At 61.9% G+C, this 21630-nt stretch carries 22 protein-coding genes; 13 read left to right on the forward strand and 9 right to left on the reverse strand.

Translation table 11 applies throughout. The features are described 5' to 3' along the window. The first annotated feature begins 103 nt into the window (after window positions 1-103). The 6 genes from AKL28_RS13420 (at window position 104) to AKL28_RS13445 (ending at window position 3850) form a co-directional block, all read left to right on the forward strand. Complete coding sequence (locus AKL28_RS13420) at window positions 104-493, forward strand: DUF4148 domain-containing protein (RefSeq protein WP_050468663.1); 390 nt, start codon at window positions 104-106, stop codon at window positions 491-493. Between the two features lie 87 nt (window positions 494-580). After that, window positions 581-823: a type II toxin-antitoxin system Phd/YefM family antitoxin gene (locus tag AKL28_RS13425; RefSeq protein WP_050468664.1), complete on the forward strand. Its 243-nt coding sequence runs from the start codon at window positions 581-583 to the stop codon at window positions 821-823. Beyond that, window positions 820-1074, forward strand: a complete 255-nt coding sequence (locus AKL28_RS13430; protein WP_050468665.1) for a type II toxin-antitoxin system YoeB family toxin — start codon at window positions 820-822, stop codon at window positions 1072-1074. Before AKL28_RS13425 ends, AKL28_RS13430 begins: the two co-directional genes overlap by 4 nt. A gap of 497 nt (window positions 1075-1571) precedes the next feature. Then, complete coding sequence (locus tag AKL28_RS13435) at window positions 1572-2762, forward strand: porin (protein WP_050468666.1); 1191 nt, start codon at window positions 1572-1574, stop codon at window positions 2760-2762. A 226-nt stretch (window positions 2763-2988) separates the two neighbouring features. Then, the gene (locus AKL28_RS13440) at window positions 2989-3423 is read left to right on the forward strand and encodes a YeeE/YedE family protein (RefSeq protein WP_050468667.1); all 435 of its coding nucleotides are present in this window, start codon (window positions 2989-2991) and stop codon (window positions 3421-3423) included. 1 nt (window position 3424) lies between these two features. Then, window positions 3425-3850 (forward strand): DUF6691 family protein, encoded by a 426-nt coding sequence (locus tag AKL28_RS13445; protein WP_331456562.1) that lies wholly within the window; start codon window positions 3425-3427, stop codon window positions 3848-3850. Between the two features lie 111 nt (window positions 3851-3961). Here AKL28_RS13445 and groL read toward each other — a convergent pair whose 3' ends face one another. Together groL and groES are read right to left on the reverse strand one after the other, a co-directional pair. After that, complete coding sequence (groL, locus tag AKL28_RS13450; RefSeq protein WP_050468669.1) at window positions 3962-5611, reverse strand: chaperonin GroEL; 1650 nt, start codon at window positions 5609-5611, stop codon at window positions 3962-3964. Window positions 5612-5724: 113 nt separating this feature from the next. Continuing rightward, on the reverse strand, window positions 5725-6015 hold the full coding sequence (gene groES / locus AKL28_RS13455) for a co-chaperone GroES (protein WP_008115200.1): 291 nt from the start codon (window positions 6013-6015) through the stop codon (window positions 5725-5727). A 504-nt stretch (window positions 6016-6519) separates the two neighbouring features. On the opposite strand from groES, the gene AKL28_RS13460 reads away from it, so the two are divergent. Continuing rightward, a complete protein-coding gene (locus tag AKL28_RS13460) occupies window positions 6520-7353 on the forward strand; it encodes an aminoglycoside phosphotransferase family protein (RefSeq protein ID WP_082221491.1) in 834 nt (277 codons plus the stop codon). A gap of 116 nt (window positions 7354-7469) precedes the next feature. On the opposite strand, the gene AKL28_RS13465 is transcribed toward AKL28_RS13460, so the two are convergent. Next, window positions 7470-8411 carry a LysR family transcriptional regulator gene (locus tag AKL28_RS13465; RefSeq protein ID WP_050468733.1) on the reverse strand — a complete coding sequence of 314 codons (942 nt, stop codon included), beginning with the start codon at window positions 8409-8411 and terminating at the stop codon, window positions 7470-7472. Between the two features lie 120 nt (window positions 8412-8531). Between AKL28_RS13465 and AKL28_RS13470 the strand changes: the two genes are divergently transcribed. Then, a complete protein-coding gene (locus tag AKL28_RS13470) occupies window positions 8532-9989 on the forward strand; it encodes a DHA2 family efflux MFS transporter permease subunit (protein ID WP_050468670.1) in 1458 nt (485 codons plus the stop codon). A gap of 68 nt (window positions 9990-10057) precedes the next feature. Here AKL28_RS13470 and map read toward each other — a convergent pair whose 3' ends face one another. The 6 genes from map to AKL28_RS13500 all read right to left on the reverse strand — a co-directional run bounded on the left by map (window position 10058) and on the right by AKL28_RS13500 (window position 15119). Beyond that, window positions 10058-10855, reverse strand: a complete 798-nt coding sequence (map, locus tag AKL28_RS13475; RefSeq protein WP_050468671.1) for a type I methionyl aminopeptidase — start codon at window positions 10853-10855, stop codon at window positions 10058-10060. Beyond that, window positions 10852-11160, reverse strand: a complete 309-nt coding sequence (locus AKL28_RS13480; protein ID WP_050468672.1) for a ParD-like family protein — start codon at window positions 11158-11160, stop codon at window positions 10852-10854. Before AKL28_RS13480 ends, map begins: the two co-directional genes overlap by 4 nt. 153 nt (window positions 11161-11313) lie before the next feature. Beyond that, window positions 11314-12462 carry a galactonate dehydratase gene (dgoD, locus tag AKL28_RS13485; protein WP_050468673.1) on the reverse strand — a complete coding sequence of 383 codons (1149 nt, stop codon included), beginning with the start codon at window positions 12460-12462 and terminating at the stop codon, window positions 11314-11316. A gap of 71 nt (window positions 12463-12533) precedes the next feature. Beyond that, window positions 12534-13172 (reverse strand): 2-dehydro-3-deoxy-6-phosphogalactonate aldolase, encoded by a 639-nt coding sequence (locus tag AKL28_RS13490; protein WP_050468734.1) that lies wholly within the window; start codon window positions 13170-13172, stop codon window positions 12534-12536. Window positions 13173-13197: 25 nt separating this feature from the next. Beyond that, the gene (locus AKL28_RS13495; protein WP_050468674.1) at window positions 13198-14163 is read right to left on the reverse strand and encodes a 2-dehydro-3-deoxygalactonokinase; all 966 of its coding nucleotides are present in this window, start codon (window positions 14161-14163) and stop codon (window positions 13198-13200) included. 29 nt (window positions 14164-14192) lie between these two features. Next, a complete protein-coding gene (locus AKL28_RS13500) occupies window positions 14193-15119 on the reverse strand; it encodes an aldose 1-epimerase (protein ID WP_050468675.1) in 927 nt (308 codons plus the stop codon). Window positions 15120-15603: 484 nt separating this feature from the next. Between AKL28_RS13500 and AKL28_RS13505 the strand changes: the two genes are divergently transcribed. The 5 genes from AKL28_RS13505 (at window position 15604) to chvE (ending at window position 21596) form a co-directional block, all read left to right on the forward strand. Then, window positions 15604-16578, forward strand: a complete 975-nt coding sequence (locus AKL28_RS13505; RefSeq protein ID WP_050468676.1) for an ABC transporter substrate-binding protein — start codon at window positions 15604-15606, stop codon at window positions 16576-16578. A gap of 67 nt (window positions 16579-16645) precedes the next feature. Then, a complete protein-coding gene (locus AKL28_RS13510; protein WP_050468678.1) occupies window positions 16646-18196 on the forward strand; it encodes a sugar ABC transporter ATP-binding protein in 1551 nt (516 codons plus the stop codon). Beyond that, window positions 18193-19278, forward strand: a complete 1086-nt coding sequence (locus AKL28_RS13515) for an ABC transporter permease (protein ID WP_050468679.1) — start codon at window positions 18193-18195, stop codon at window positions 19276-19278. Before AKL28_RS13510 ends, AKL28_RS13515 begins: the two co-directional genes overlap by 4 nt. Then, window positions 19275-20294, forward strand: coding sequence for a galactofuranose ABC transporter, permease protein YjfF (gene yjfF / locus AKL28_RS13520; protein WP_050468680.1), 1020 nt, complete (start codon window positions 19275-19277; stop codon window positions 20292-20294). The genes AKL28_RS13515 and yjfF overlap by 4 nt, the downstream gene beginning before the upstream one ends. 228 nt (window positions 20295-20522) lie before the next feature. After that, complete coding sequence (chvE, locus tag AKL28_RS13525; RefSeq protein ID WP_050468681.1) at window positions 20523-21596, forward strand: multiple monosaccharide ABC transporter substrate-binding protein; 1074 nt, start codon at window positions 20523-20525, stop codon at window positions 21594-21596. The last annotated feature ends 34 nt before the right edge of the window (window positions 21597-21630 follow it).

A 21630-nucleotide genomic window follows, 5' to 3' on the forward strand; every position in this document is an offset into this window, starting at 1 on the left:
TCGGGCCACCGGCCCGCCTGCGTTTTGCGCCTTGCATCCCATCCTGAAAGGACGATTGGCCGACTCCCGGCAAGATCGTGAACAGGTTCAAAGAAAGCACAACATGAATACCCGTCATCTCCTCATCGCCCTCGCACTGGCCGCCACAAGCGGCGCCGTGCTGGCACAAAACGTTTCCGACCAAGCCCGGAACGTGCAAGGCAAGACCCGCGCCCAGGTTATCGAAGAGCTCAAGCAAGCTCGCGCCGACGGCACCCTCACCGTGGGTGATTACGATTACCCCAGGCTTCCCGCCTTCGTTTCCACGAAGACCCGTGCGCAAGTGATCGAAGAATTGAAGGTGGCCAATGCCCAAGGCCTGGTCAATGTCGGCGACGCCTACTACCCGAAATTGCCTGAATTCGTTTCCACCAAGAGCCGCGCGCAAGTGCAGGCCGAATTGGTCGAATACCAGAAGAATCCAGATCCGCAGGGCCTCTACCGCGGCTATTGATGGATCGCTCCAGGCGGCGCGAGGGCGCTCATTGCGCATGCGCCGCTTGTCCGCTTGCCGTCCATCACAACAAGACAAGAGGATCCCATGTATTCCTTCAGCGCCACGCAACTGGCCAGCCAGCTTCCTGAACTCATGGAGCTGGCCGACATCGACGAAGTCGTCGTCACCCGCGACAGCGGCGAGAACCTGGTCATCGTCAAGGAATCGGTCTGGCGGGCCATGCAGGACGCGGCCCATCTGTTCGCCACCGATATCAATTCAGACCGCCTGCTGCGCAGCCTGCAGCAACTGCGCGCCGATTTCCTGTCCGAGCCGGAGGTCGAATGAAACTGCTGATGACCCCCTTGGCCCAGGAGGACTTTGCCTTCTGGCGCCGCCAGGACAGCGAGCTGGCGCGGCGCATTGCCCGCCTGCTGCGCTGCCTGCGCGATGGCGCAAGCTTGCCGGCGCAGCAGGTTTCGGTCTTGCCGTTGCGCTTGCAAGGCCTGCGTTCGGTGCGCCTGTCGTCTGAGCACCGGCTGGTATTCGAGCGCTTGCGCGACCGCATCGTCGTGCACCAATGCAGGTTCCACTACTGAACCGCGGATACAGGTTCTGTATCGCGCTCTTTGCGGCGGGCCTGGAGCAGTCGTCCGCAGTATCAACTGCGTGGGCGGGCTGGGGCCGGGTGTTCATGTGAGAGAGGCCCATTTTCCAGGCTTGTCCTCCTGCGGGGCGGCTGGCGTTTTCCTTGCGCCGGCCGTATGCCGCAGGTTTTTGCCGACCGCGTTCTGTGCAGAAAAAGAAATAATGTGTTGTTTATTCACATCGTTTCTTGATTTTCTTCTGCAAAGTGAATCGCGAGTCGGCATTTTTTCTTTCAGGTTTTATGTTGTCTTGTAGTTGTAATAAAGAGACATAAATAATATAAAAATCAGAAAAACAAAAAGTTAAATTGTTTGTGAAAATAAATTTTGATTAAATAAATTAAGTCTTCTTGATATTTCTTTCTGGAAGCTTGGGTGTTTCCCCTGTCCGGATAGGTAGCGGAACCACCAACAATCAAACAGCAATTCAACAACCTTTGGAGTTCCTCATGAGAAAGTCCCTCTTGGCACTGGCAGTGCTGGGCGCCTTCACCGGCGTCGCACATGCGCAAAGCTCGGTCACCATCTACGGCATCATCGACGCCAGCCTGTCGTACAACAGCAAGGTGGCAACTACCGGTACCGGCAACGGTAACCGCGTCGGCGTCGATTCCGGTGCGATCAAGGGTTCGCGCATCGGCTTCAAGGGCAGCGAAGACCTGGGCGGCGGCATGAAGGCGCTGTTCAACCTGGAAAACGGTTTCACGCTGGATAACGGCGCAGCAGCCCAAGGCAACACCCTGTTCGGCCGTACCGCCACTGTCGGCCTGTCGGGCAACTTCGGCGCCGTGCTGCTGGGCCGCCAGAAGGACTTCACCGACGACATCGCTGCCTTCACCTCGGTCAACGACTTCGGCGGCATGGTCAGCCAGGTTCACGCACGTGACCTGGACCGCACCAACGGCGAACGCGTCAACAACTCGATCCGCTACAACAGCCCCAACGTCAACGGCTTCTACGGCAGCCTGATCTACGGCTTCGGCGAGCAAGCCGGCGAGAACACCTCCGGCCAATCCTTCGGCATCGGCGGCGCTTACTCCAACGGCCCGTTCAACGTCGGCGTGTCGTACTTCCAGGCCAAGAAGGCCGGTACCGTGGCGTCCAGCGACGTCAACTCCAGCACCGCCACCACTTGCACCAACGGCGCCGGCTCCGCGGGCGACACTTGCCTGAAGACCTGGACCCTGGCGACTTCCTACCAGTTCGGCCCGGCCAAGGTGTACGGCTCGTGGTCGCGCGTGAAGCTGCCGCTGGCGACCGGCGGTTCGGCTTCCTCGTTCTCCGCAGCATCGGCTGCCAGCTATTCGGCTGACAGCACCGGCCAATACCTGGTGGGCGGCGTGAACAACGAGAAGAACGACATCTTCGATGTCGGCGTCAACTACGGCCTGACCCCTGCGCTGTCGCTGCTGGGTAGCGTGCAGTATACCCGCGCCAACTTCGTCAATGCGTCCAACGGCCGCCTGATCCAGTTGAATCTGGGCGCCAAGTACGCACTGTCCAAGCGCACCAACCTGTACGCGATCTACCGCAACCTGCGCGCTTCCGACACCTACAGCCCGGGCGTGACCAGCGGCCAGGCTCCTGGTTCGGACAGCAGCCAGAACGCGTTCAACGCCGGCATCATCCACGCGTTCTGATGATGCGCGCGTGAGCGCGAGATGAGCCAGCCACGGCGCCGCATCGCTGCAAGCGGATGCGGCGCCGTCAACGACTCCCCTGCAGTATCCGCAGTGCCCAAGCCTTCCCCGGCGGACGGCCTGCACGGCCCGCGTTCCTTTCCGGACGTGGGCTTTTTCTTTTTGAGGCCACCCGTCGCGCGGCTCTTTCTATAATGTCGGTCTGATCCAACTCCGGGGACTCCCCATGCATATCGACTGGGCGCATTTCACGCCGGCATTCTCGCTGGCCGGCGGCATCGCCATCGGCCTGGCAGCGGCTGCCTTGATCCTGTTCAACGGCCGCATCGCCGGCATCAGCGGCATTCTTGGCGGCTTGTTGCGGGCGGCTACCGGCGAACGCGCCTGGCGCGCGGCCTTCATCGCCGGACTGGTGGCTGCGCCGCTGGCTGCAGCGGCCTTGGGCTGGCGGGTGCCGCTGCACATCGATGCCGGCTGGCCGGCGGTGATCGTCGCCGGCTTCATGGTTGGACTGGGGACGCGCTATGCCGGCGGTTGCACCAGCGGCCATGGCGTGTGCGGGATTTCGCGCGGTGCGCTGCGCTCCATTGCGGCCACCGCGACCTTCATGGCAGCGGGATTCGTCACCGTGTTCGTGCTGCGGCATGTGCTGGGAGGCTGAGGTGCGTGTACCTGCGATCATCGTTTCCTTCGCCAGCGGTTTGCTGTTCGGGCTCGGCCTGATGCTTTCCGGCATGGCCGATCCGGCCAAGGTGCTGGGCTTCCTGGATCTCGCCGGCAACTGGGACCCCTCGCTGGCTTTCGTCATGATCGGCGCCATCGGCGTGGGCGTGCTCGCCTTCGCCGTGGCGCGCCGGCGCAAGTCGTCCTGGCTGGGCTTGCCCATGCAACTGCCCACCGCTACCGGCATCACGCCGCGCCTGCTGGCGGGCAGCGCGCTGTTCGGCATCGGCTGGGGTGTCGCTGGTTTTTGTCCGGGGCCGGCATTGGTGGCGCTGGGCATGGGGGAGGGCAAGGCCATCGCTTTCGTGCTGGCGATGCTGGCCGGGATGCTGGTCTTTGAATGGCTGGAGGCGCGCCGGCGTTAGAACGTGGTTAGCCGGGCGTTGAAAACAAAAATCCCCGCATCGTTACCGATGCGGGGATTTTTTCGGTCGCTGACCGCCGCACAAGGCGACGGTCGTCGGGGCCGACGGCTATTACATCATGCCGTCCATACCGCCCATGCCGCCCATACCACCCATGCCGCCAGGCATGCCGGCCGGCTTGTCGTCAGCCACTTCTGCCACCAGTGCATCGGTGGTCAGGATCAGGGCAGCCACGGAAGCCGCGTTTTGCAGGGCCGAACGGGTCACCTTGGCCGGATCCAGCACGCCCAGTTCAACCAGGTCACCGTAGGTGCCGTTGGCAGCGTTGTAGCCGAAGTTGCCAGTGCCTTCCAGCACCTTGTTGATGACGACCGAAGGTTCGTCGCCAGCGTTGAACACGATCTGGCGCAGCGGTTCTTCGATAGCGCGCAGAACGATCTTGATGCCGGCTTCTTGGTCAGGAGTGTCACCCTTCAGGTTCTTGACGTTGGCGCGAGCGCGCAGCAGGGCCACGCCGCCGCCTGGCACAACGCCTTCTTCAACGGCTGCGCGGGTTGCGTGCAGCGCATCTTCGACGCGAGCCTTCTTTTCCTTCATTTCGACTTCGGTAGCAGCGCCAACCTTGATCAGTGCAACACCGCCGGCCAGCTTGGCCACGCGCTCTTGCAGCTTTTCACGGTCGTAGTCCGAAGTCGCTTCTTCGATCTGGGCGCGGATTTGCTTGACGCGAGCTTCGATGCCGGTGGCTTCGCCAGCGCCGTCGATGATGGTGGTGTTTTCCTTGCCGATTTCAACGCGCTTGGCTTGGCCCAGTTCAGCCAGGGTAGCCTTTTCCAGGGTCAGGCCGACTTCTTCGGCGATCACTTGGCCACCGGTCAGGATAGCGATGTCTTCCAGCATGGCCTTGCGGCGGTCGCCGAAGCCAGGAGCCTTGACAGCAGCAGTCTTCAGGATGCCGCGGATGTTGTTGACCACCAGGGTTGCCAGCGCTTCGCCTTCGACATCTTCAGCGATGATCAGCAGCGGACGGCCAGCCTTGGCGACTTGTTCCAGGATCGGCAGCAGGTCACGGATGTTGGAGACCTTCTTGTCGAACAGCAGGATGAACGGGTTGTCCAGGGCGACAACTTGCTTCTCTTGGTTGTTGATGAAGTACGGCGACAGGTAACCGCGGTCGAATTGCATGCCTTCGACGATTTCCAGTTCGTTTTCCAGCGACTTGCCGTCTTCAACGGTGATCACGCCTTCCTTGCCGACCTTGTCCATGGCCTTGGCGATGATGTCGCCGATGTCCTGGTCGGAGTTGGCCGAGATCGAACCGACCTGGGCGATTTCCTTGCTGGTGGTGGTGGGCTTGGCCAGGTTCTTGACTTCGCCGACGATGGCGGTGACAGCCTTGTCGATGCCGCGCTTCAGGTCGGTTGGGTTGAAGCCTGCTGCAACGTACTTGAAGCCTTCGCGAACGATCGCTTGAGCCAGCACGGTTGCGGTGGTGGTGCCGTCACCGGCGTTGTCGGAGGTCTTGGAAGCGACTTCCTTGACCAGCTGGGCGCCCATGTTTTCCAGCTTGTCCTTCAGTTCGATTTCCTTGGCGACGGAAACGCCGTCCTTGGTCACGGTCGGGGCGCCGAAGCTGCGCTCCAGAACCACGTTACGGCCCTTGGGGCCCAGGGTCACCTTGACTGCGTTAGCCAGGATATTGACGCCGTTGACGATCTTGGCGCGTGCTTCATCGCCGAAAATAACTTGCTTTGCTGCCATGTTGGATTCTCCAGAAATTCGGTTGAATTCATTTCACCGTGGTGGCCGCCGGTTGGACGGCCGGTGCATTTGCACTACCTGCGCGGCAGCCTGGCGGCTGCCCGGGCCGAAAATTACTTCTCGACGACGGCGAACAGGTCTTCTTCGCGCATGACCAGCAGTTCCTGGCCATCGATCTTCACAGCCTGGCCGGAATACTTGCCGAACAGGACGCGGTCGCCAACCTTCACGGCCAGTTGACGAACCTTGCCGTCTTCCAGGATCTTGCCGTTGCCGACGGCCAGGACTTCACCCTGGTCAGGCTTTTCGGTCGCTGCATCAGGCAGAACGATACCGGAAGCGGTCTTGGTTTCCTGGTCGAGGCGCTTGACGATAACGCGATCGTGCAAAGGGCGAAGATTCATGAGAACTCCTTAAAATTCAATAAGTTGGTCTTGATTGCGGCAATGGCTGCAATGGTTTTTCTTCCAAATGCAGCAAATATCACCGCATGAAAAAGGGGAATATGCCAAGGAGGGTTGTTAGCACTCTCCTGTGACGAGTGCTAAGTATAGGGACGGAGGTCGGAATTTTCAAGGCGGGATTGGTTGTTCGCGATCATTATTAATGATATCGCGATCCCAAATGATGGAAGTAATATTTCTTTTAAATCAGTGGCTTAGATGAATTTTCTGGTTTTTTTGGCTGATTTTTGCCGCGTAAGTTCTTTTCCTGGCGTACGAATAGGTGAAATTAATTTTGATGTTCGATTAAATCGTGCATTCAAATAAATATGAATTTGACAATGCCTTCGACCGGTTCAAGTCGTATCGAGCAGTAGCGCCAACCTTGTTCTGCATGAACTGCCCTGGATTTTGAGGAAGCTCTAACTCTTGCGAGAATAAGGCCATGAACAAGAAATCAACCATATGTCCGACCTGACCCTGTTTGATGCCTATCTGCAAAGTTGGAATGCACACCCCGATGGTGAGCCCTTCGCAACTCATGCCGGCTACTTGATGCCGGTCCGTCTTGGCGGACATCCGGGCGGTCGCCCCGCGATGATCAAAATCTCAAGACATATTGATGAGCGGATTGGTTGCCAAGTGATGCGTTGGTGGGACGGAGATGGTGCGGCGCGCGTCTATGCCTACGACGAGGAAGCGGGTGTGTTGCTGATGGAGCGCGCAACCGGCTCGGGTAATCTGCTGAACATGGCTCTACAAGGCGGCGACGACGCTGCCACAAGCATCATCTGCCACACCATCGGCAGGCTGCATACGAAGCGACCTTCGCCATTACCCGGCGAATTGTTACCGCTCACGCGTTTCTTCGAATCGCTGGCACCAATGGCGCGACGTGAAGGCGGCCTGATGGCCGAATGTGCAGTGGTGGCAGAAGAACTATTGGGCTCGCAGCGCGAACATGTAGTGCTGCACGGGGATGCGCACCACAGCAACATTCTCGATTTCGAAGAGCGCGGCTGGCTGGCAATCGATCCCAAGCGCGTGACCGGCGAGCGTTGCTACGACTATGTCAACGTGCTGTGTAACCCCGACTTGAAAACCTGTACCGACCCGATGCGCTTTGAGCGGCAGGTCGACATCGTCGTTAATGTTGCGGGACTGGAGCGTCGCCGCTTGCTCCAGTGGGTAATGGCTCATGCCGCGCTATCGGCCGCCTGGTTCCTGGAGGACGGAGAGCGCGACGAGGCCGATAACGAGCTGATCGTCGCGTGTCTCGCCCGGCAGGCGCTGGGTTGAGTCTCGCCAGTCCGCCGACTCTGATCAGTTTGCAGCTAGCGCCTTATGACGAAAGCGCCGGGACGAGACAGTGCTTGGGGGCGAAAGCGATCCTCCAAGTTTAGAAGATCAATTATTTAGCCGATTTCTGGAGCGAGACGCCTGATTTCAACCTGCTCCGACCGGGCTTCGCCGCACACCCGGCGCACCACCTCGCGCAACCACCGGTGTGCAGGATCCAGCTCCAGGCGCGGATGCCACATCTGCGAAATGGTGATCTGCCCGGTTGCCACCGGCAGTTCGAAGACGAAGGTATTGACCAGGCGTTCGGCGGCCAGGTAAGAGGCTGGCACCACCGCTACCAAGTCTGATCCGCGCGCCACGGCCAGCGCGGCCGGAAAACTCGGCACCATGGCCAGCACTTCGCGTTCCACGCCGGCTGCGGCCAGGGCCTCATCTACCGGCCCATCGGCGCGCCCGTGCCGCGAGGCCGCGACATGGCCGAATTGGACGTAGCGTTGGAGGGTCATCTTGCCCTTTGCCAGCGGATGGCCGCTGCGCACCACGCCGACAAAGCGGTCGCGATACAACGCCTGTATCCGCACTTCCGGTCCCATGTCGCTGACCACGCCGATCTCCAGGTCGGCCGTTCCTTCCCTCAGATAACTGGGACTCTTGTCGACCTTGGGGGCGAAATACAGCCGCACCAGCGGCGCTTCGGCATTGACCGCGCCGATCAGGCGTGCGCCCAGGGCTTCGACGAAGCCTTCATTGGCACGGATGGTGAAGGTGCGCCGCAGCGTTGCCAGGTCCGGCTCGGGAGCGGCGGGACGCAGTACTGAACGCGCTTCATGCACCACGTTGCGTGCGCGTTCCCGCAAGGCTTCGGCGCAGGGGGTAAGCACCATGCGGCGTCCGGCCCGCACCAGCAATGGGTCGTCCGCTTCCTCGCGCAGCCGGGCCAGCGTGCGGCTCATGGCCGAGGCGCTCAGTCCCAGGCGGCGCGCGGCGCCGGCCACGCTTTCTTCGGTCAGCAAGGCATCCAGGGCGATGAGCAGGTTGAGGTCGGGTTCGGACATGCGGCCCATCCTAGCAGATATGGCGTTTGGTGCAGTTATCAGTTGCAATCCATGCGCCTTCCGCCATGCATGCGGCCTCGGTATAGTTTGCCCATCGTGCATCAACAGGATTAGCCAAACATGGAATTGTTTTCAGACCAGCCAGGCGATGAAGGGCTGCCAGGGACCGAGCGCCGCCTGGCGATGATCGCAGTAATGATGGCCACTACGATGGCGGTGTTCGACGGCACCATCGTCAATGTGGCCTTGCCGCAGATCACCCGCGAGCTGGGGGCATCGGTGGGTACTGCCATCTGGGTGACCAACGGTTACCTGCTGGCCACGGCGATGACCCTGGCCACCTTCGCCTCATTGTCCAGCCGGGTTGGCTTCCGGACCTTGTTCAGCGCCGGGCTGGCAGTGTTCACGCTGGCCTCGCTGGGTTGCGCCTTGTCGCCGACGGTGGAGGTGCTGATCGGCATGCGGGTGCTGCAGGGTTTTGGCGGCGCCGCCATGCTGAGCATCGCGCCGGCCATCCACCGCACGGTGTTTCCCAACCGCCTGCTGGGGCGCATCCTCGGTCTCAATGCCGTGCTCATCGCCACCAGTACGGCCGTGGGGCCGGCCCTGGGCGGAACCTTGCTAGCGGCCCTGAGCTGGCAATGGCTGTTTGCCATCAATGTGCCGCTGGGGCTGGCAGCGGTATGGCTTTCGTTGCGCGTTATTCCCGACGCCCGTGTGCGCACCGGCGAGCCCTTCGACATCGCTGGCGCGGCACTGTCGGCCATCGCCATGGGCGCCATGATCCTGGCGGCGGAGGCCTGTGCGCAGCTGGCTCACGGCACACAGGCAGGCGAAGCCCTGCTGAGCGCCGCCGCATTCGGCCTGGCCAGCATCGTCGCGGCAGTGGCCTTCGTGCGGGTGCAGCGGCGTGCGCGGCAACCCTTGCTGCCGCTGGATATCTTTTCTTCGGTGCGTTTCTCGCTGGCGGCCCTGACCTCGCTGGCCTCCTTCGTGGGGCAGGGCATCGCCTTCGTCGCACTGCCTTTCCTGTTCCAGAACGCATATGGCTACAGCGCCTTCGAGTCGGCATTGCTCTTTACCCCCTGGCCGATCGGTATCGTGCTGGTAGCGCCGCATGCCGGGCGCCTCGCCGACCGCCATTCGCCGGCCTTGCTGTCGACCGTTGGCCTGGCCTTGTTCACCGTCGGCCTGGCGCTGCTGGCCTTGCTGCCCGACCATGCACAAGCCTGGGATATCGGTTGGCGCGCGCTGGTATGCGGCATGGGTTTCGGTTTCTTCCAGAGCCCCAACAACCGCGAAATGCTGGGCAATGTCTCGCGCGAGCGCAGCGGCAATGCCTCCGGTGTGCTGGCTATCATGCGCACCTTCGGCCAATGCATGGGCGCGGCCTTGCTGGGGATCGTGCTGTCGGTCTACGCGGCTGCGGCGATGTCGCAGGGCCATGCGCAGATGAATGCGGCAGAAGATGCCGTGGCGATCCGGGTGGCCTTGTGGGTCGCCGTGGCGGCGACGGCAGTGGCTACCTTTGTCAGTTTCGGCCGGATTCGTGCGGCGCGGGGTGCGATCAGCAGCTGAACCGGTTTAATGTCGCATCCGCCGTTACTTATAGATGGCGGCATCCGATAGCGATGCGCGCCGCCGCTTCAACTGCGCGTGGCGATGGCCGCGTAGCTGCCGAAACCCTCCGGCCACGGCGTCAGGATTTCATAGCCGCTGGCCGTCACGACCACCATATGCTCCCACTGCGCCGACAGCGAGCCGTCGGCGGTAATCACGGTCCAGCCATCGTCGAGCTGCTGCGAATGGCGCTTGCCGGCGTTGAGCATCGGCTCGATGGTGAAGATCATGCCTTCCTTCAGCGGCAGGCCGGTACCGCGCTGACCGTAATGCAGCACCTGCGGCTCGTCGTGATAGATGGTGCCGATGCCGTGGCCGCAGTATTCGCGCACCACTGAAAAGCCATCGCGGTGCGCCACCGACTGGATCGCGTGGCCGACGTCGCCCAGCGTGGCGCCGGGGCGCACTGCCATGATGCCGGCGCACATCGCTTCATAAGTGGTCTCGACCAGCTTGCGTGCGGCAGCGCTGGGCTGGCCGACGAAATACATGCGGCTGCAGTCGCCGTACCAGCCATCCTTGATCACGGCCACGTCGATGTTGATGATGTCGCCGTCCCTGAGTTTCTGGCGCGAAGGGATGCCGTGGCAGATCACCTCGTTGACCGAACTGCAGATGGTCTTGGGAAAGCCGTGATAGCCGATGTTGGCGGGCTTGGCTTTTTGCACCTTGACGATATGGTCGTGGCAGATGCGGTCCAGTTCGTCGGTGGTGACGCCGGCCTTCACGTGTTCGGCCACTACTTGCAGCACTTCGGCAGCCAGTTTCCCGGCAGCGCGCGCCTGGGCGATTTCGGCGGGGCCGCGCAGTTTTACTTGTCTCATGCGTACTCTTTTCCTGTCTTGCGGCGCGCAACGGGCGCGGCCTTTTCCTTTGTCTTGTCCTGGCCTGCCGGAGAACGTCCGGCGTCGATCAGTTCCCGTATCGATAGCACGCCGCCATGCTCGCGCGCCAATTGGTCGCGCACCAGCAATTGCGCGATCTCGGCGTGGTTCAGTTCGGGGTGCAGTTCCGACAGCATGCCCAGCAGCATCCAGTGCTCGGCCTGGGCATTGATGGAGCGGTTCAGGGCGCTGCTTGCGATACGCACGTTGTCGTGCATCTGGTCCGATATCTTGACGATTCCCATGATGTAGGTGATATATGAAATGTAGTCGTTTCATATATTCTAGCCGTTTCGCAGAATGTTTGCACGCCGTGCATTCACAACATAAAAAAGCCCGGCCGACAAAGTCGGAACCGGGCTTGAAGTACTACCGAGGAGAGGTTACTGGAGGCTGCGTCACCATTCGGCGAAGCTGCCGTCCTTGTGGCGCCAGATCGGATTGCGCCAGCGGTGGCCGACTTCAGTGCGCTGGCGCACGTAGTCTTCGTTGATCTCGATGCCCAAGCCGGGGCCTTGGGGGATCTTGACGTAGCCGTCTTCGTAGGCGAACACGTCCTTGTCCTTGATGTAATCCAGCAGATCGTTGCTTTCGTTGTAGTGGATGCCCAGGCTTTGCTCCTGGATGAAGGCGTTGTAGCTGCCGGCGTCGACCTGCAGGCAGGCCGCCAGCGCAATCGGGCCGAGCGGGCAGTGCAGGGCCAGCGCCACGTCGTAGGCTTCGGCCATGGCGGCGATCTTGCGCGTTTCGGTGATGCCGCCGGCGTGCGAGACGTCGGGCTGGATGATGTCCACGTAGCCCTCGGAGAGGATGCGCTTGAAGTCCCAGCGCGAATACAGGCGCTCGCCCAGCGCGATCGGGGTCGAGGTCAGGTGGGCGATTTCCTTCAGCGCTTCCGAGTTTTCCGACAAGACCGGCTCTTCGATGAACATCAGCTTGTACGGCTCCAGTTCCTTGATCAGCACCTTGGCCATCGGCTTGTGCACGCGGCCGTGGAAGTCGACACCGATGCCGATGTTGGGGCCGACCGCTTCACGCACCGCTTGCACGTTGGCCAGCGTCAGTTCGATCTTGTCGTGGCTGTCGACGAATTGCAGTTCTTCGGTACCGTTCATCTTGACCGCGGTGAAGCCGCGTGCGACGGCGTTCTTTGCCGCTTCGGCGGTGACGGAGGGGCGGTCGCCGCCGATCCACGAATACACGCGGATCGAATCGCGCACTGCGCCGCCCAGCAACTGGTGCACCGGCACGCCGAGCGACTTGCCCTTGATGTCCCACAGCGCCTGGTCGATGCCGGCCAGCGCGCTCATGTGGATGGCGCCGCCGCGGTAGAAACCGCCGCGGTAGAGGATGGTCCAGTGGTCTTCGATATTGCGCGGATCCTTGCCGACCAGGTAGTCGGACAGCTCATCAACTGCCGCCGCCACGCTGTGCGCGCGGCCTTCGACAACGGGCTCGCCCCAGCCGGAAATGCCTTCGTCGGTCTCGATCTTCAGGAAGCACCAGCGCGGTGGAACGATGAAGGTGCTGATCTTGGTGATTTTCATTAGCTTGTCCGTTCAGGAGAAATCTGCAAAGGCCGCTTCCGTGCGGCCAAATAATTAAGGTATGGCAGGCCTCAGGCCAGCGCTTTCCATGCCGCGGTGAAGGCCTGCGCACGCTGGCGCACCTCGTCGGCCGACAGGCCCGGCGAGTACAGTGCCGAGCCCAGGCCGAAGCCCGAAGCGCCGGCTTCGCGGAACGCTGCCATGCCGTGCGGCGCGATGCCGCCCACCGGGAGCAGTGCAATCTCGCGCGGCACCACGGCGCGCCAGGCCTTGACCACGTGCGGGCCGAGCTGTTCGGCCGGGAACATCTTGAGTACATCGGCGCCGGCGGCCAATGCGGCGAAAGCTTCAGTCACGGTTGCCACGCCGGGTGCGCAGTACAGGCCTGCGTTTTTGGCGGCACGGATCACCGCGCCGTCGCTGTGCGGCATGACGATCAATTCGCCGCCTGCGGCCTTCACCTGCTCCACCTGTTCGGTCTTGAGCACGGTGCCGGCGCCGACAATGCAGTCGGCCGGCAGGCTCTTGCGCAAAGCGGCGATGCTGGCCAGCGGCTCGGGCGAATTGAGCGGCACTTCGATGATGCGAAAGCCGCTCTCATACAAAGCCGCGCCGATGGCTTCGGCCTCGGTGTTGCGTACGCCGCGCAGAATGGCGATCAGGCCGGTGCGGCGCAGCGCGTCTTCGAGTAGCTTGGGATTGCTGTTCATATTGTCCTTGTTGGTGCAGGTGGCTTCAGCCGACCAGGCCGGCATGCTGCGCCAGCGTCCACAGGCCGGCTTCGGTGGCCTGTTCGGCCACACTGACCGGCCCCATGCCGTACAGCTCCAGCGCCAGCTGGTAACGGCGGCACAGGGCCGGGTCGCCGATCAGGCCGATGCGTTGCGGATGATGGCTGGCCATGCTCTTGAGCGCGGCGATCTCGTGACCGATCAGGAGGCCGGAAAGATAGTCAGGCTGTGCTTGCGGCTCCAGTTCGCCGGTCAGCCCGAGCGTGCGGCAGCTAAAGATATTGGAGAGCACGCCGGCCTGGCCTTCGGCGCTTTGCGCCACCCGGGCGCCGCGCATGAAAGCGGCATCGTCGGGCGTATCGGGTTTGTGCATGGTGCGGCCGAGGATGGTGTGCGCCGACAGCGCGCCGTAAACCTCGCCGGTCATGAAGGTATCGAAATGCTGGATACGGCCATGCGTGACGCGCACCCATTTCGAATGCGTGCCGGGCAGGCCGATCAACAGCTCATCATCGCGCCATTGTTGCAGTGCGCCGATCACCTGGGTTTCTTCTCCGCGCATGACATTGGGCAGCGTCGATACCTGCAGCAGGCCGGGCACGATGTAAAGCGGACGCGACAATCCTGTCTCGATGCGCAGCAGCTTGCGGCCGATGCGGTCGGGCGCCAGCGGCACGGTCAGGTAAGGCGCTTCGCGCCAGCCCTGCTTGCTGCCCACCATGCCGGCGGCGATCAGCGGCGCATCCGGCGCAGCCGCCATCCAGTCTCCGCATGCCGCTTCCAGTGCGCTACGAAAGGCCAGCACGGGATTGGCCGCGGCGCCATCCACCACGGGCAGATTCATGATGCCCCAGGGATGGCCGCGGCGTTCTGCCACGCCGCCATGCGCATCGAAGCGATAGCAGCGCAGTGAAGACGTGCCCCAGTCCAGCGCGATCAGGGCACAGTTGTTTTCGGTTGGCTCTGTCATCAGGTTTCTTTATTCGGCGCCAGCCTGCTTTACAGGTCGCAAACCGAAAAACGGGTCAGCAGCACCATGTCCTCGCCCGGTGCAAGGTCGATCAGGCCGGGACGGTTCTGCATGTGGAAGGCATCGATCGGATGCGTGATCGGCTCCAGGCAGAAGTACCCCAGACCAGGCGGCCGGTACAGCAGCGTATAACCGCTGCGATCCTGGGTGTGCATTTGCAGCCGCAAGCCGCGCGAAGGGTCTTCAATCATGGCCAGGCCATCCCAGCCTTCGTAGCAGTTGTCGATCAGCGGGCCGTCCACCGCTGCCGGGCGGTTGTAGTCCCAGCTCGGCGGCAACTTGCGCGTAAAGCCGGTGGGGATGGGATCGGCACCGGACATCCATACGCCGCGCGAGCGGAATTGCAGGCGTGTCCTGGCGTCGCTCAGGAAATAGGGATGCAGGCCCAGGCCGAAGGGCAAGGTCGCATCGCCGGCATTGGTCACGCGCAGTTCTATCTCCAGCGCGTTCTCGCGCAGCGTGAACAACTGGCGGGCGCGATAGGCGTATGGATTGCCATCGAAGCATGTGGAATCGAGTTCCAGCGTCATGCGGTCTTGCGCATGCGCAGCGACGGTCCAGGCTTGCAGCCAGCTGTCGCCATGGATCGGATAGGGCTCGCCGGTGCGGTTGGGTTTGATCGCGTACTGCTTGCCGCCGAATGGGAAGCCGCCTTCGGTGATCCGGTTGGACCAGGGCAGCAGCGGAAAGCAGGCCGTGGTGTAGAGGTCGCGCGAACGGGCATCCCAGGGACGGAACAGCGGTAGCCATTGGTCGCCCTTGTGCCAATCCCAAGCCGCGACGCTGCCGCCCAGTTCAGGCATGACATGCAAGCGCTGTCGGCCGGATTGCAGGATGTGGATTTCCGGCAGCGCCCGGGAGCTTGCGCGGGTGGCGTTGGTTGCTCGGGAAGGCATGGTGTCTCGTATATTGTTATGAAATGCTGCAGATGGAAGGCATCGTGTACCCACCCCGGCAGAAGCCATCTCACAGAAGATAAAGGATCGCTTAAGAAACGCCACACTCTTATCTTCATGCAATGCGCTTCAAAAAAACAGGCCGATGCTATCACCCGCCTCTAACGCGGAATAATGAAAAAAAGAGCGCTAGCGATATCAAAATTGAGAGCGGCCGGTTACTGAAAACGATTCTCGTGCGGCTTACCTCTTCTTCGGTCAACGATGCGCGAAACGATATCGGATTCCATTAAAAATTCATTGGATAGATATTTTTCGCTCTCCTAATATTGAGCGCGAATTGACGGACTAAGATTTTCCCGCAATTTCAGGCCGCACCGCCGCGCCCATATCTCGAACAAGTCAAAAGTATTGCCGGCGCAGCGCACGCATTTCTTGCACATAACAAGGAAATCCGAGGATTTCCAGCCAACGGAGACAAGCAATGAAAACCAAGAGAAGAGCGCTTCTGGGCGCAGCCATTTGCATGGGGCTGGGCAGCACCATCGCGGGCCTGCCCGTATTCGCTGCGGACAAGCCGCTGACCATGGGCTTCTCGCAGGTGGGCGCCGAAAGCGAATGGCGCACCGCCAACACCGTGTCGATCAAGGATGCGGCCAAGCAGGCCGGCGTCAACCTGAAGTTCGCCGATGCGCAGCAGAAGCAGGAAAACCAGGTCAAGGCAATCCGCTCCTTCATCGCGCAGAAGGTCGACGTGATCGCCTTCTCGCCGGTGGTTGAATCCGGCTGGGAAACCGTGCTGCGCGAAGCCAAGGCCGCCAAGATCCCGGTGATCCTGACCGACCGCGCCGTCAACGTCTCCGACAAGTCGCTGTACGTGACCTTCATCGGTTCCGACTTCGTGGAAGAGGGCCGCCGCGCCGCGCGCTGGCTGCTGGAGCGCGCCAAGTCGATGCCGGCCGGCGATATCAACATTGTCGAGCTGCAGGGCACCGTCGGCTCGGCCCCGGCCATCGACCGTAAGGCAGGCTTCGAGCAGGAGATCAAGGCCGATCCGCGCCTGAAGATCATCCGTTCGCAGACCGGCGATTTCACCCGCGCCAAGGGCAAGGAAGTGATGGAGGCCTTCCTCAAGGCCGACGGCAAGAAGATCAATGTGCTTTACGCGCATAACGACGACATGGCCATCGGCGCCATCCAGGCCATCGAAGAAGCCGGCCTGAAACCGGGCAAGGACATCCTGGTCATTTCCATCGACGGCGTGAAGGGTGCGTTCGAGGCCATGATGGCCGGCAAGCTCAACGTTACCGTCGAGTGCAGCCCGCTGCTGGGCCCGCAACTGATGCAGATCGCCAAGGACGTGAAGGCAGGCAAGGAAGTGCCCAAGCGCATTACTACTGAAGAGGGCGTGTTCCCGGCCGAAGTCGCAGCCAAGGAATTCCCGAACCGCAAGTATTGAGTGTGAGCGGCCGGTGCGCAGGGAATGAGTCCTGCAAGCCGGCCGTACGCCTTTTCACGGAGTTGCGATGAGCATGGCTGTCGGGGCGCAGGTGCGCCCCATGTTGGAACTAAGCGGTATCCATAAGGCTTTCGCCGGCGTAAAAGCGCTGACTGATGTGGGTCTGCGCTTGTTTCCGGGGGAAGTGCATACCTTGATGGGGCAGAACGGCGCGGGCAAGTCCACGCTGATCAAGGTGCTGACCGGTGTCTATGAACCCGATGCCGGGCGCATCGCACTGGACGGCAACGAGATCGCCCCGGCATCCACCCTGCAGGCGCAGGAGCTGGGCATCAGCACCGTCTACCAGGAAGTCAACCTCTGCCCCAATCTCTCGGTGGCGGAAAACATTTTCATCGGCCGCTATCCGCGCCGCTTCGGCCGCATCGATTGGAAGACGGTGTATGCCGAGTCGCGCCGCCTGCTGCAGCAGTTGCAGATCGAGATCGACGTCACCGCGCAGCTGTCTTCCTATCCGCTGGCGATCCAGCAGATGGTGGCGATTTCGCGTGCGTTGTCGGTGTCGGCCAAGATACTGATCCTGGACGAACCGACTTCCAGCCTCGACGAGGCCGAGGTGCAGCAACTGTTCAAGGTGCTGCGCCACCTGCGCGAGCAGGGCATGGCGATCCTGTTCGTCACCCATTTCCTCGACCAGACTTACGAAATCTCCGACCGCATCACCGTGCTGCGCAACGGCGTGCGCGAGGGCGAATATCCGGTGGCGGAGTTGTCGCGCCTGGAGCTGGTCAACAAGATGGTCGGCGTGGTCGCGGTCGACCCGCGCAAGGTGGAGGCCGGCGCCGAAGCGCTGGCCGCTGAGCTGTCGGCCGATGCATCAGGCGCGGGCGAAGTATTCCTGCAGGCGCGTGGCTTTGGCCGCAAGGGGATGCTGGCGCCGCAGGACCTCGACATCCGGCGCGGCGAAGTGTTCGGGCTGTGCGGCCTGCTCGGGTCAGGCCGTACCGAGATGGCGCGCCTGCTGTTCGGCGCCGACCGCGCCGACAGCGGCACATTGAGCATTGGCGGCCGCGACATCAAGCTGGCCGTGCCGCGCGACGCCATCGCCGCTGGCATCGGCTTCTGCTCGGAAGACCGCAAGAAGGAGGGCGCGATCCTGGAACTGTCGGTGCGCGAGAACATCATCCTCGCCCTGCAGGCGCGCCAGGGCCTGTTCCGTGTGCTGTCAAGAAAGCGCCAGAACCAGCTCGCCGCCGACTACGTGAAGTGGCTCGGCATCAAGACTGCCGACCTGGAAACCCCGATCGGCCTGCTGTCCGGCGGCAACCAGCAAAAGGCGCTGCTGGCGCGCTGGCTGGCCACCGACCCCGGCATGCTGATCCTGGATGAACCCACGCGCGGCATCGACGTGCGGGCCAAGCAGGAGATCATGGATTTTGTCATTGCGATGTGCCGCAAGGGCATGGCCATCCTGTTCATCTCTTCCGAGATCCCGGAAGTCATCCGCTGCAGCGACCGCATGCTGGTGCTGCGCGACCGCCGCGCCTGCGGCGAATACAAGCGTGGCGAACTCGACGAGAAGTCGGTGCTGCAGGTGATTGCGGGAGAAGCCGCATGAGTGCATCCATGGAGTCCAAACTGATACCTGAAACTGTGATGGCCAATAACGACTTGCGGGCGTTGCTGGCCCGGGCCATGCGCCATCCGCTGCTGCGGCCGCTGGCCGCGCTGGCGGCACTGCTGCTGATCGATTTCTTCCTGGTGCCGGGCTTCTTCCGGCTGGAGATCAAGGACGGCCACCTTTACGGTGCGCTGATCGACATCGTCAACCGCGCCGCCCCCTTGATGCTGGCGGCGCTGGGCATGACGCTGGTGATCGCCACGCGCGGCGTGGATATTTCGGTGGGTGCAGTCGTGGCGATCTCCGGCGCGGCGGCGGCGATCCTGATCGGCGGCAAGATGGTGGTGGTCGACGGCGTCTCGCAATACGTCAGCAACGTGCCGATGGCATGGGCGCTGGCGGCGGCAATCGGCGCGGCGCTGCTGTGCGGCGCCTGGAACGGCTTGCTGGTGGCGGTGCTCGGCCTGCAGCCCATCATCGCCACGCTGATCCTGATGGTGGCGGGACGCGGGCTGGCGCAACTGCTGACCGACGGCCAGATCATCACGGTCTATTACAAGCCGTTCTTCTTCATCGGCGGCGGTTACCTGTTCGGCTTGCCGTTCTCGCTCTACATTGCGCTGGGCATGTTCCTGCTGCTGGCGGTACTGATGAGGAAGACCGCGCTGGGCCTGTTCATCCAGTCGGTCGGCATCAACCCGGTGGCTTCGCGCCTGGCGGGTATCCGCACCGCCGCGCTGATCTTCTTCGTCTATATCTTCTGCAGTTTCTGCGCCGGGCTGGCCGGGCTGATGGTGGCCTCCAACATCAAGAGCGCCGACGCCAACAATGCCGGCTTGCTGCTGGAGCTGGATGCCATCCTGGCCGTCACCCTGGGCGGCACTTCGCTGGCGGGCGGCAAGTTCAGCCTGGTGGGCAGCGTGATCGGCGCGCTCATCATCCAGACCCTGACCTACACCATCTATTCGCTGGGCGTGCCGCCCGAGGTGAACATGGTGGTCAAGTCCATCGTGGTGTTCCTGGTCTGCCTGTCTCAATCGCCGGAATTCCGCCGCATCTTCAAGGCAGCCAAATCATGAGCACAATCGATTCCTTGCGCCGCGCTTTCCGTGCGCCGTGGTTTACCTCGGCGGTGACGGTGGCGCTGCTGGTGGTCATGCTGCTGCTGGGTGCGGTGGGCTATGACGGTTTCCTGTCGCCGCAGGTGATGTTGAACCTGCTGATCGACAACGGCTTTTTGCTGGTGGTGGCGATCGGCATGACCTTCGTGATCCTGTCCGGCGGCATCGACCTGTCGGTGGGCTCGGTGCTGGCGCTGTCGACCATGGTCGCGGCCTGGCTGCTGCAGACGGCGCACTGGCATCCGATCTTGGTGATCGTCACCGTGCTGGCGCTGGGCGCGGCGTTCGGCGCGGCGATGGGTGGGCTGATCCATTACTTCAAGTTGCAGGCCTTCATCGTCACGCTGGCCGGCATGTTCCTGGCGCGCGGCCTGTGCTACCTGATCAGCATCAGCTCCATCACCATCGACGATCCCTTTTTCGTCGCCATGTCCCAGACCCGCATCGAGTTCGGCGGCTTGTTCATCTCGCCCAGCGTGGTGGTGGCGTTGGCGATGCTGGCGCTGGGCATCTGGCTGGCGCACTGCACGCGCTTCGGCCGCGCGGTGTACGCCATCGGCGGCAGCGAGCAGTCGGCCCTGCTGATGGGGTTGCCGGTGGGGCGCACCAAGGTACTGGTGTACGCCTTCTCCGGTTTTTGCGCGGCGCTGGGCGGCGTACTGTTTTCTTTCTACATGCTGTCGGGGTACGGCCTGCACGCACAGGGCGCCGAGCTTGATGCGATTGCCGCAGTGGTGATCGGCGGCACGCTCCTGACCGGCGGCTACGGTTACGTCGCCGGTACGCTGACCGGTGTGCTCATCCTCGGCGTGATCCAGACCCTGATCGCTTTCGACGGCACGCTGAGTTCGTGGTGGACCAAAATCTTCATCGGCGCCTTGCTGTTCGTGTTCTGCGTGGCGCAAAGGGTGATCTCGCTGGGCGCCCTGCGGGGCAAATCCGTGGCCGCGGAAAAGGTGCCGGCAACGGGCTGAAACCGCAGGTTTGTTCAGATAACTTAAAAGTTCTTTACATAGGGAGAGCTATACTAAAAACCATATCCATTACGCTTAAAAAATCATTAGAAATGTATTGGTAAAGACATTAATGTAGAGGCCGCAAAACATAAACCCTAAGCTTCTGCATGAGTCGGATTATCGCGGCAGTGCGCGGCGGTGTTTTGAGAAGAACAACACGCCACTTATAAACTGGAGACATACAACATGAAGATCAAATCGGTATTGACCGGGCTGGCGCTCGGCCTGGGCGTCACCCTGATGTCCATCAGCGCGCAAGTGAGCGCACAGAGCAAGGCGCTGGTCGGCGTGGCCATGCCAACCAAGTCCTCGGCACGCTGGATCGCCGACGGCAACAATATGGTCAAGGTCCTGAAGGAAAAGGGCTACAACACCGACCTGCAATATGCTGAAGACGACATTCCCAATCAGCTGTCGCAAATCGAAAACATGCTGACCAAGGGCGCCAAGGTACTGGTGATTGCCGCTATCGACGGCACCACCCTGACCGACGTGCTGCAGAAAGCTGCCGACAAGGGCGTCAAGGTCATCGCCTATGACCGCCTGATCCGCGGCTCCAAGAACGTCGACTACTACGCCACCTTCGACAACTTCCAGGTCGGCGTGCTGCAGGCGCAGTCGCTGGAAAAGGGTCTGGGCCTGAAGGATGGCAAGGGTCCGTTCAACATCGAACTGTTCGGCGGTTCGGCTGACGACAACAACGCCTTCTTCTTCTACAACGGCGCCATGTCGGTCCTGAAGCCTTACATCGACAGCGGCAAGCTGGTGGTGCGCAGCAAGCAGATGGGCATGGACAAGGTCGCGACCCTGCGCTGGGATGGCGCCACTGCCCAGGCCCGCATGGACAACCTGCTGTCGGCCTACTACACCAATGCCAAGGTGAACGCAGTGCTGTCGCCGTATGACGGCATCTCGATCGGCATCCTGTCCTCGCTGCGCGGCGTCGGCTACGGTACCCCGCAACAGCCGTTCCCGTACGTGTCCGGCCAGGATGCGGAAGTGCCATCGGTCAAGTCCATCATTCGCGGCGAGCAGTATTCGACCATCTTCAAGGACACCCGTGAACTGGCGAAGGTTACCGTCGGCATGGTCGATGCAGTGCTGGGCGGCAAGCAGCCACAGATCAACGACACCAAGACCTACAACAACGGCGTGAAGGTCGTGCCTTCCTTCCTGTTGAAGCCGGTGGTGGTCGACAAGAGCAACTGGAAGCCGGTGCTGATCGACAGCGGTTATTACACCGAAGCGCAAGTTAAGTAAGCCGGCCGGCCGCGGTGGGATGCCGCGGCCGCAA

Origin of the sequence: Herbaspirillum chlorophenolicum, from assembly GCF_001189955.1 — a bacterium.
GTDB classification, from domain to species: domain Bacteria; phylum Pseudomonadota; class Gammaproteobacteria; order Burkholderiales; family Burkholderiaceae_D; genus Herbaspirillum; species Herbaspirillum chlorophenolicum.

What these genes read in the sequence shown, in the direction of transcription:
- AKL28_RS13420 (WP_050468663.1), top strand. Translation starts at nt 104, where the DNA reads ATGAATACCCGTCATCTCCTCATCGCCCTCGCACTGGCCGCCACAAGC.
- AKL28_RS13425 (WP_050468664.1), top strand. Translation starts at nt 581, where the DNA reads ATGTATTCCTTCAGCGCCACGCAACTGGCCAGCCAGCTTCCTGAACTC.
- AKL28_RS13430 (WP_050468665.1), top strand. Translation starts at nt 820, where the DNA reads ATGAAACTGCTGATGACCCCCTTGGCCCAGGAGGACTTTGCCTTCTGG.
- AKL28_RS13435 (WP_050468666.1), top strand. Translation starts at nt 1,572, where the DNA reads ATGAGAAAGTCCCTCTTGGCACTGGCAGTGCTGGGCGCCTTCACCGGC.
- AKL28_RS13440 (WP_050468667.1), top strand. Translation starts at nt 2,989, where the DNA reads ATGCATATCGACTGGGCGCATTTCACGCCGGCATTCTCGCTGGCCGGC.
- groL (WP_050468669.1), bottom strand. Translation starts at nt 5,611, where the DNA reads ATGGCAGCAAAGCAAGTTATTTTCGGCGATGAAGCACGCGCCAAGATC.
- groES (WP_008115200.1), bottom strand. Translation starts at nt 6,015, where the DNA reads ATGAATCTTCGCCCTTTGCACGATCGCGTTATCGTCAAGCGCCTCGAC.
- AKL28_RS13460 (WP_082221491.1), top strand. Translation starts at nt 6,520, where the DNA reads ATGTCCGACCTGACCCTGTTTGATGCCTATCTGCAAAGTTGGAATGCA.
- AKL28_RS13465 (WP_050468733.1), bottom strand. Translation starts at nt 8,411, where the DNA reads ATGTCCGAACCCGACCTCAACCTGCTCATCGCCCTGGATGCCTTGCTG.
- AKL28_RS13470 (WP_050468670.1), top strand. Translation starts at nt 8,532, where the DNA reads ATGGAATTGTTTTCAGACCAGCCAGGCGATGAAGGGCTGCCAGGGACC.
- map (WP_050468671.1), bottom strand. Translation starts at nt 10,855, where the DNA reads ATGAGACAAGTAAAACTGCGCGGCCCCGCCGAAATCGCCCAGGCGCGC.
- AKL28_RS13480 (WP_050468672.1), bottom strand. Translation starts at nt 11,160, where the DNA reads ATGGGAATCGTCAAGATATCGGACCAGATGCACGACAACGTGCGTATC.
- dgoD (WP_050468673.1), bottom strand. Translation starts at nt 12,462, where the DNA reads ATGAAAATCACCAAGATCAGCACCTTCATCGTTCCACCGCGCTGGTGC.
- AKL28_RS13490 (WP_050468734.1), bottom strand. Translation starts at nt 13,172, where the DNA reads ATGAACAGCAATCCCAAGCTACTCGAAGACGCGCTGCGCCGCACCGGC.
- AKL28_RS13495 (WP_050468674.1), bottom strand. Translation starts at nt 14,163, where the DNA reads ATGACAGAGCCAACCGAAAACAACTGTGCCCTGATCGCGCTGGACTGG.
- AKL28_RS13500 (WP_050468675.1), bottom strand. Translation starts at nt 15,119, where the DNA reads ATGCCTTCCCGAGCAACCAACGCCACCCGCGCAAGCTCCCGGGCGCTG.
- AKL28_RS13505 (WP_050468676.1), top strand. Translation starts at nt 15,604, where the DNA reads ATGAAAACCAAGAGAAGAGCGCTTCTGGGCGCAGCCATTTGCATGGGG.
- AKL28_RS13510 (WP_050468678.1), top strand. Translation starts at nt 16,646, where the DNA reads ATGAGCATGGCTGTCGGGGCGCAGGTGCGCCCCATGTTGGAACTAAGC.
- AKL28_RS13515 (WP_050468679.1), top strand. Translation starts at nt 18,193, where the DNA reads ATGAGTGCATCCATGGAGTCCAAACTGATACCTGAAACTGTGATGGCC.
- yjfF (WP_050468680.1), top strand. Translation starts at nt 19,275, where the DNA reads ATGAGCACAATCGATTCCTTGCGCCGCGCTTTCCGTGCGCCGTGGTTT.
- chvE (WP_050468681.1), top strand. Translation starts at nt 20,523, where the DNA reads ATGAAGATCAAATCGGTATTGACCGGGCTGGCGCTCGGCCTGGGCGTC.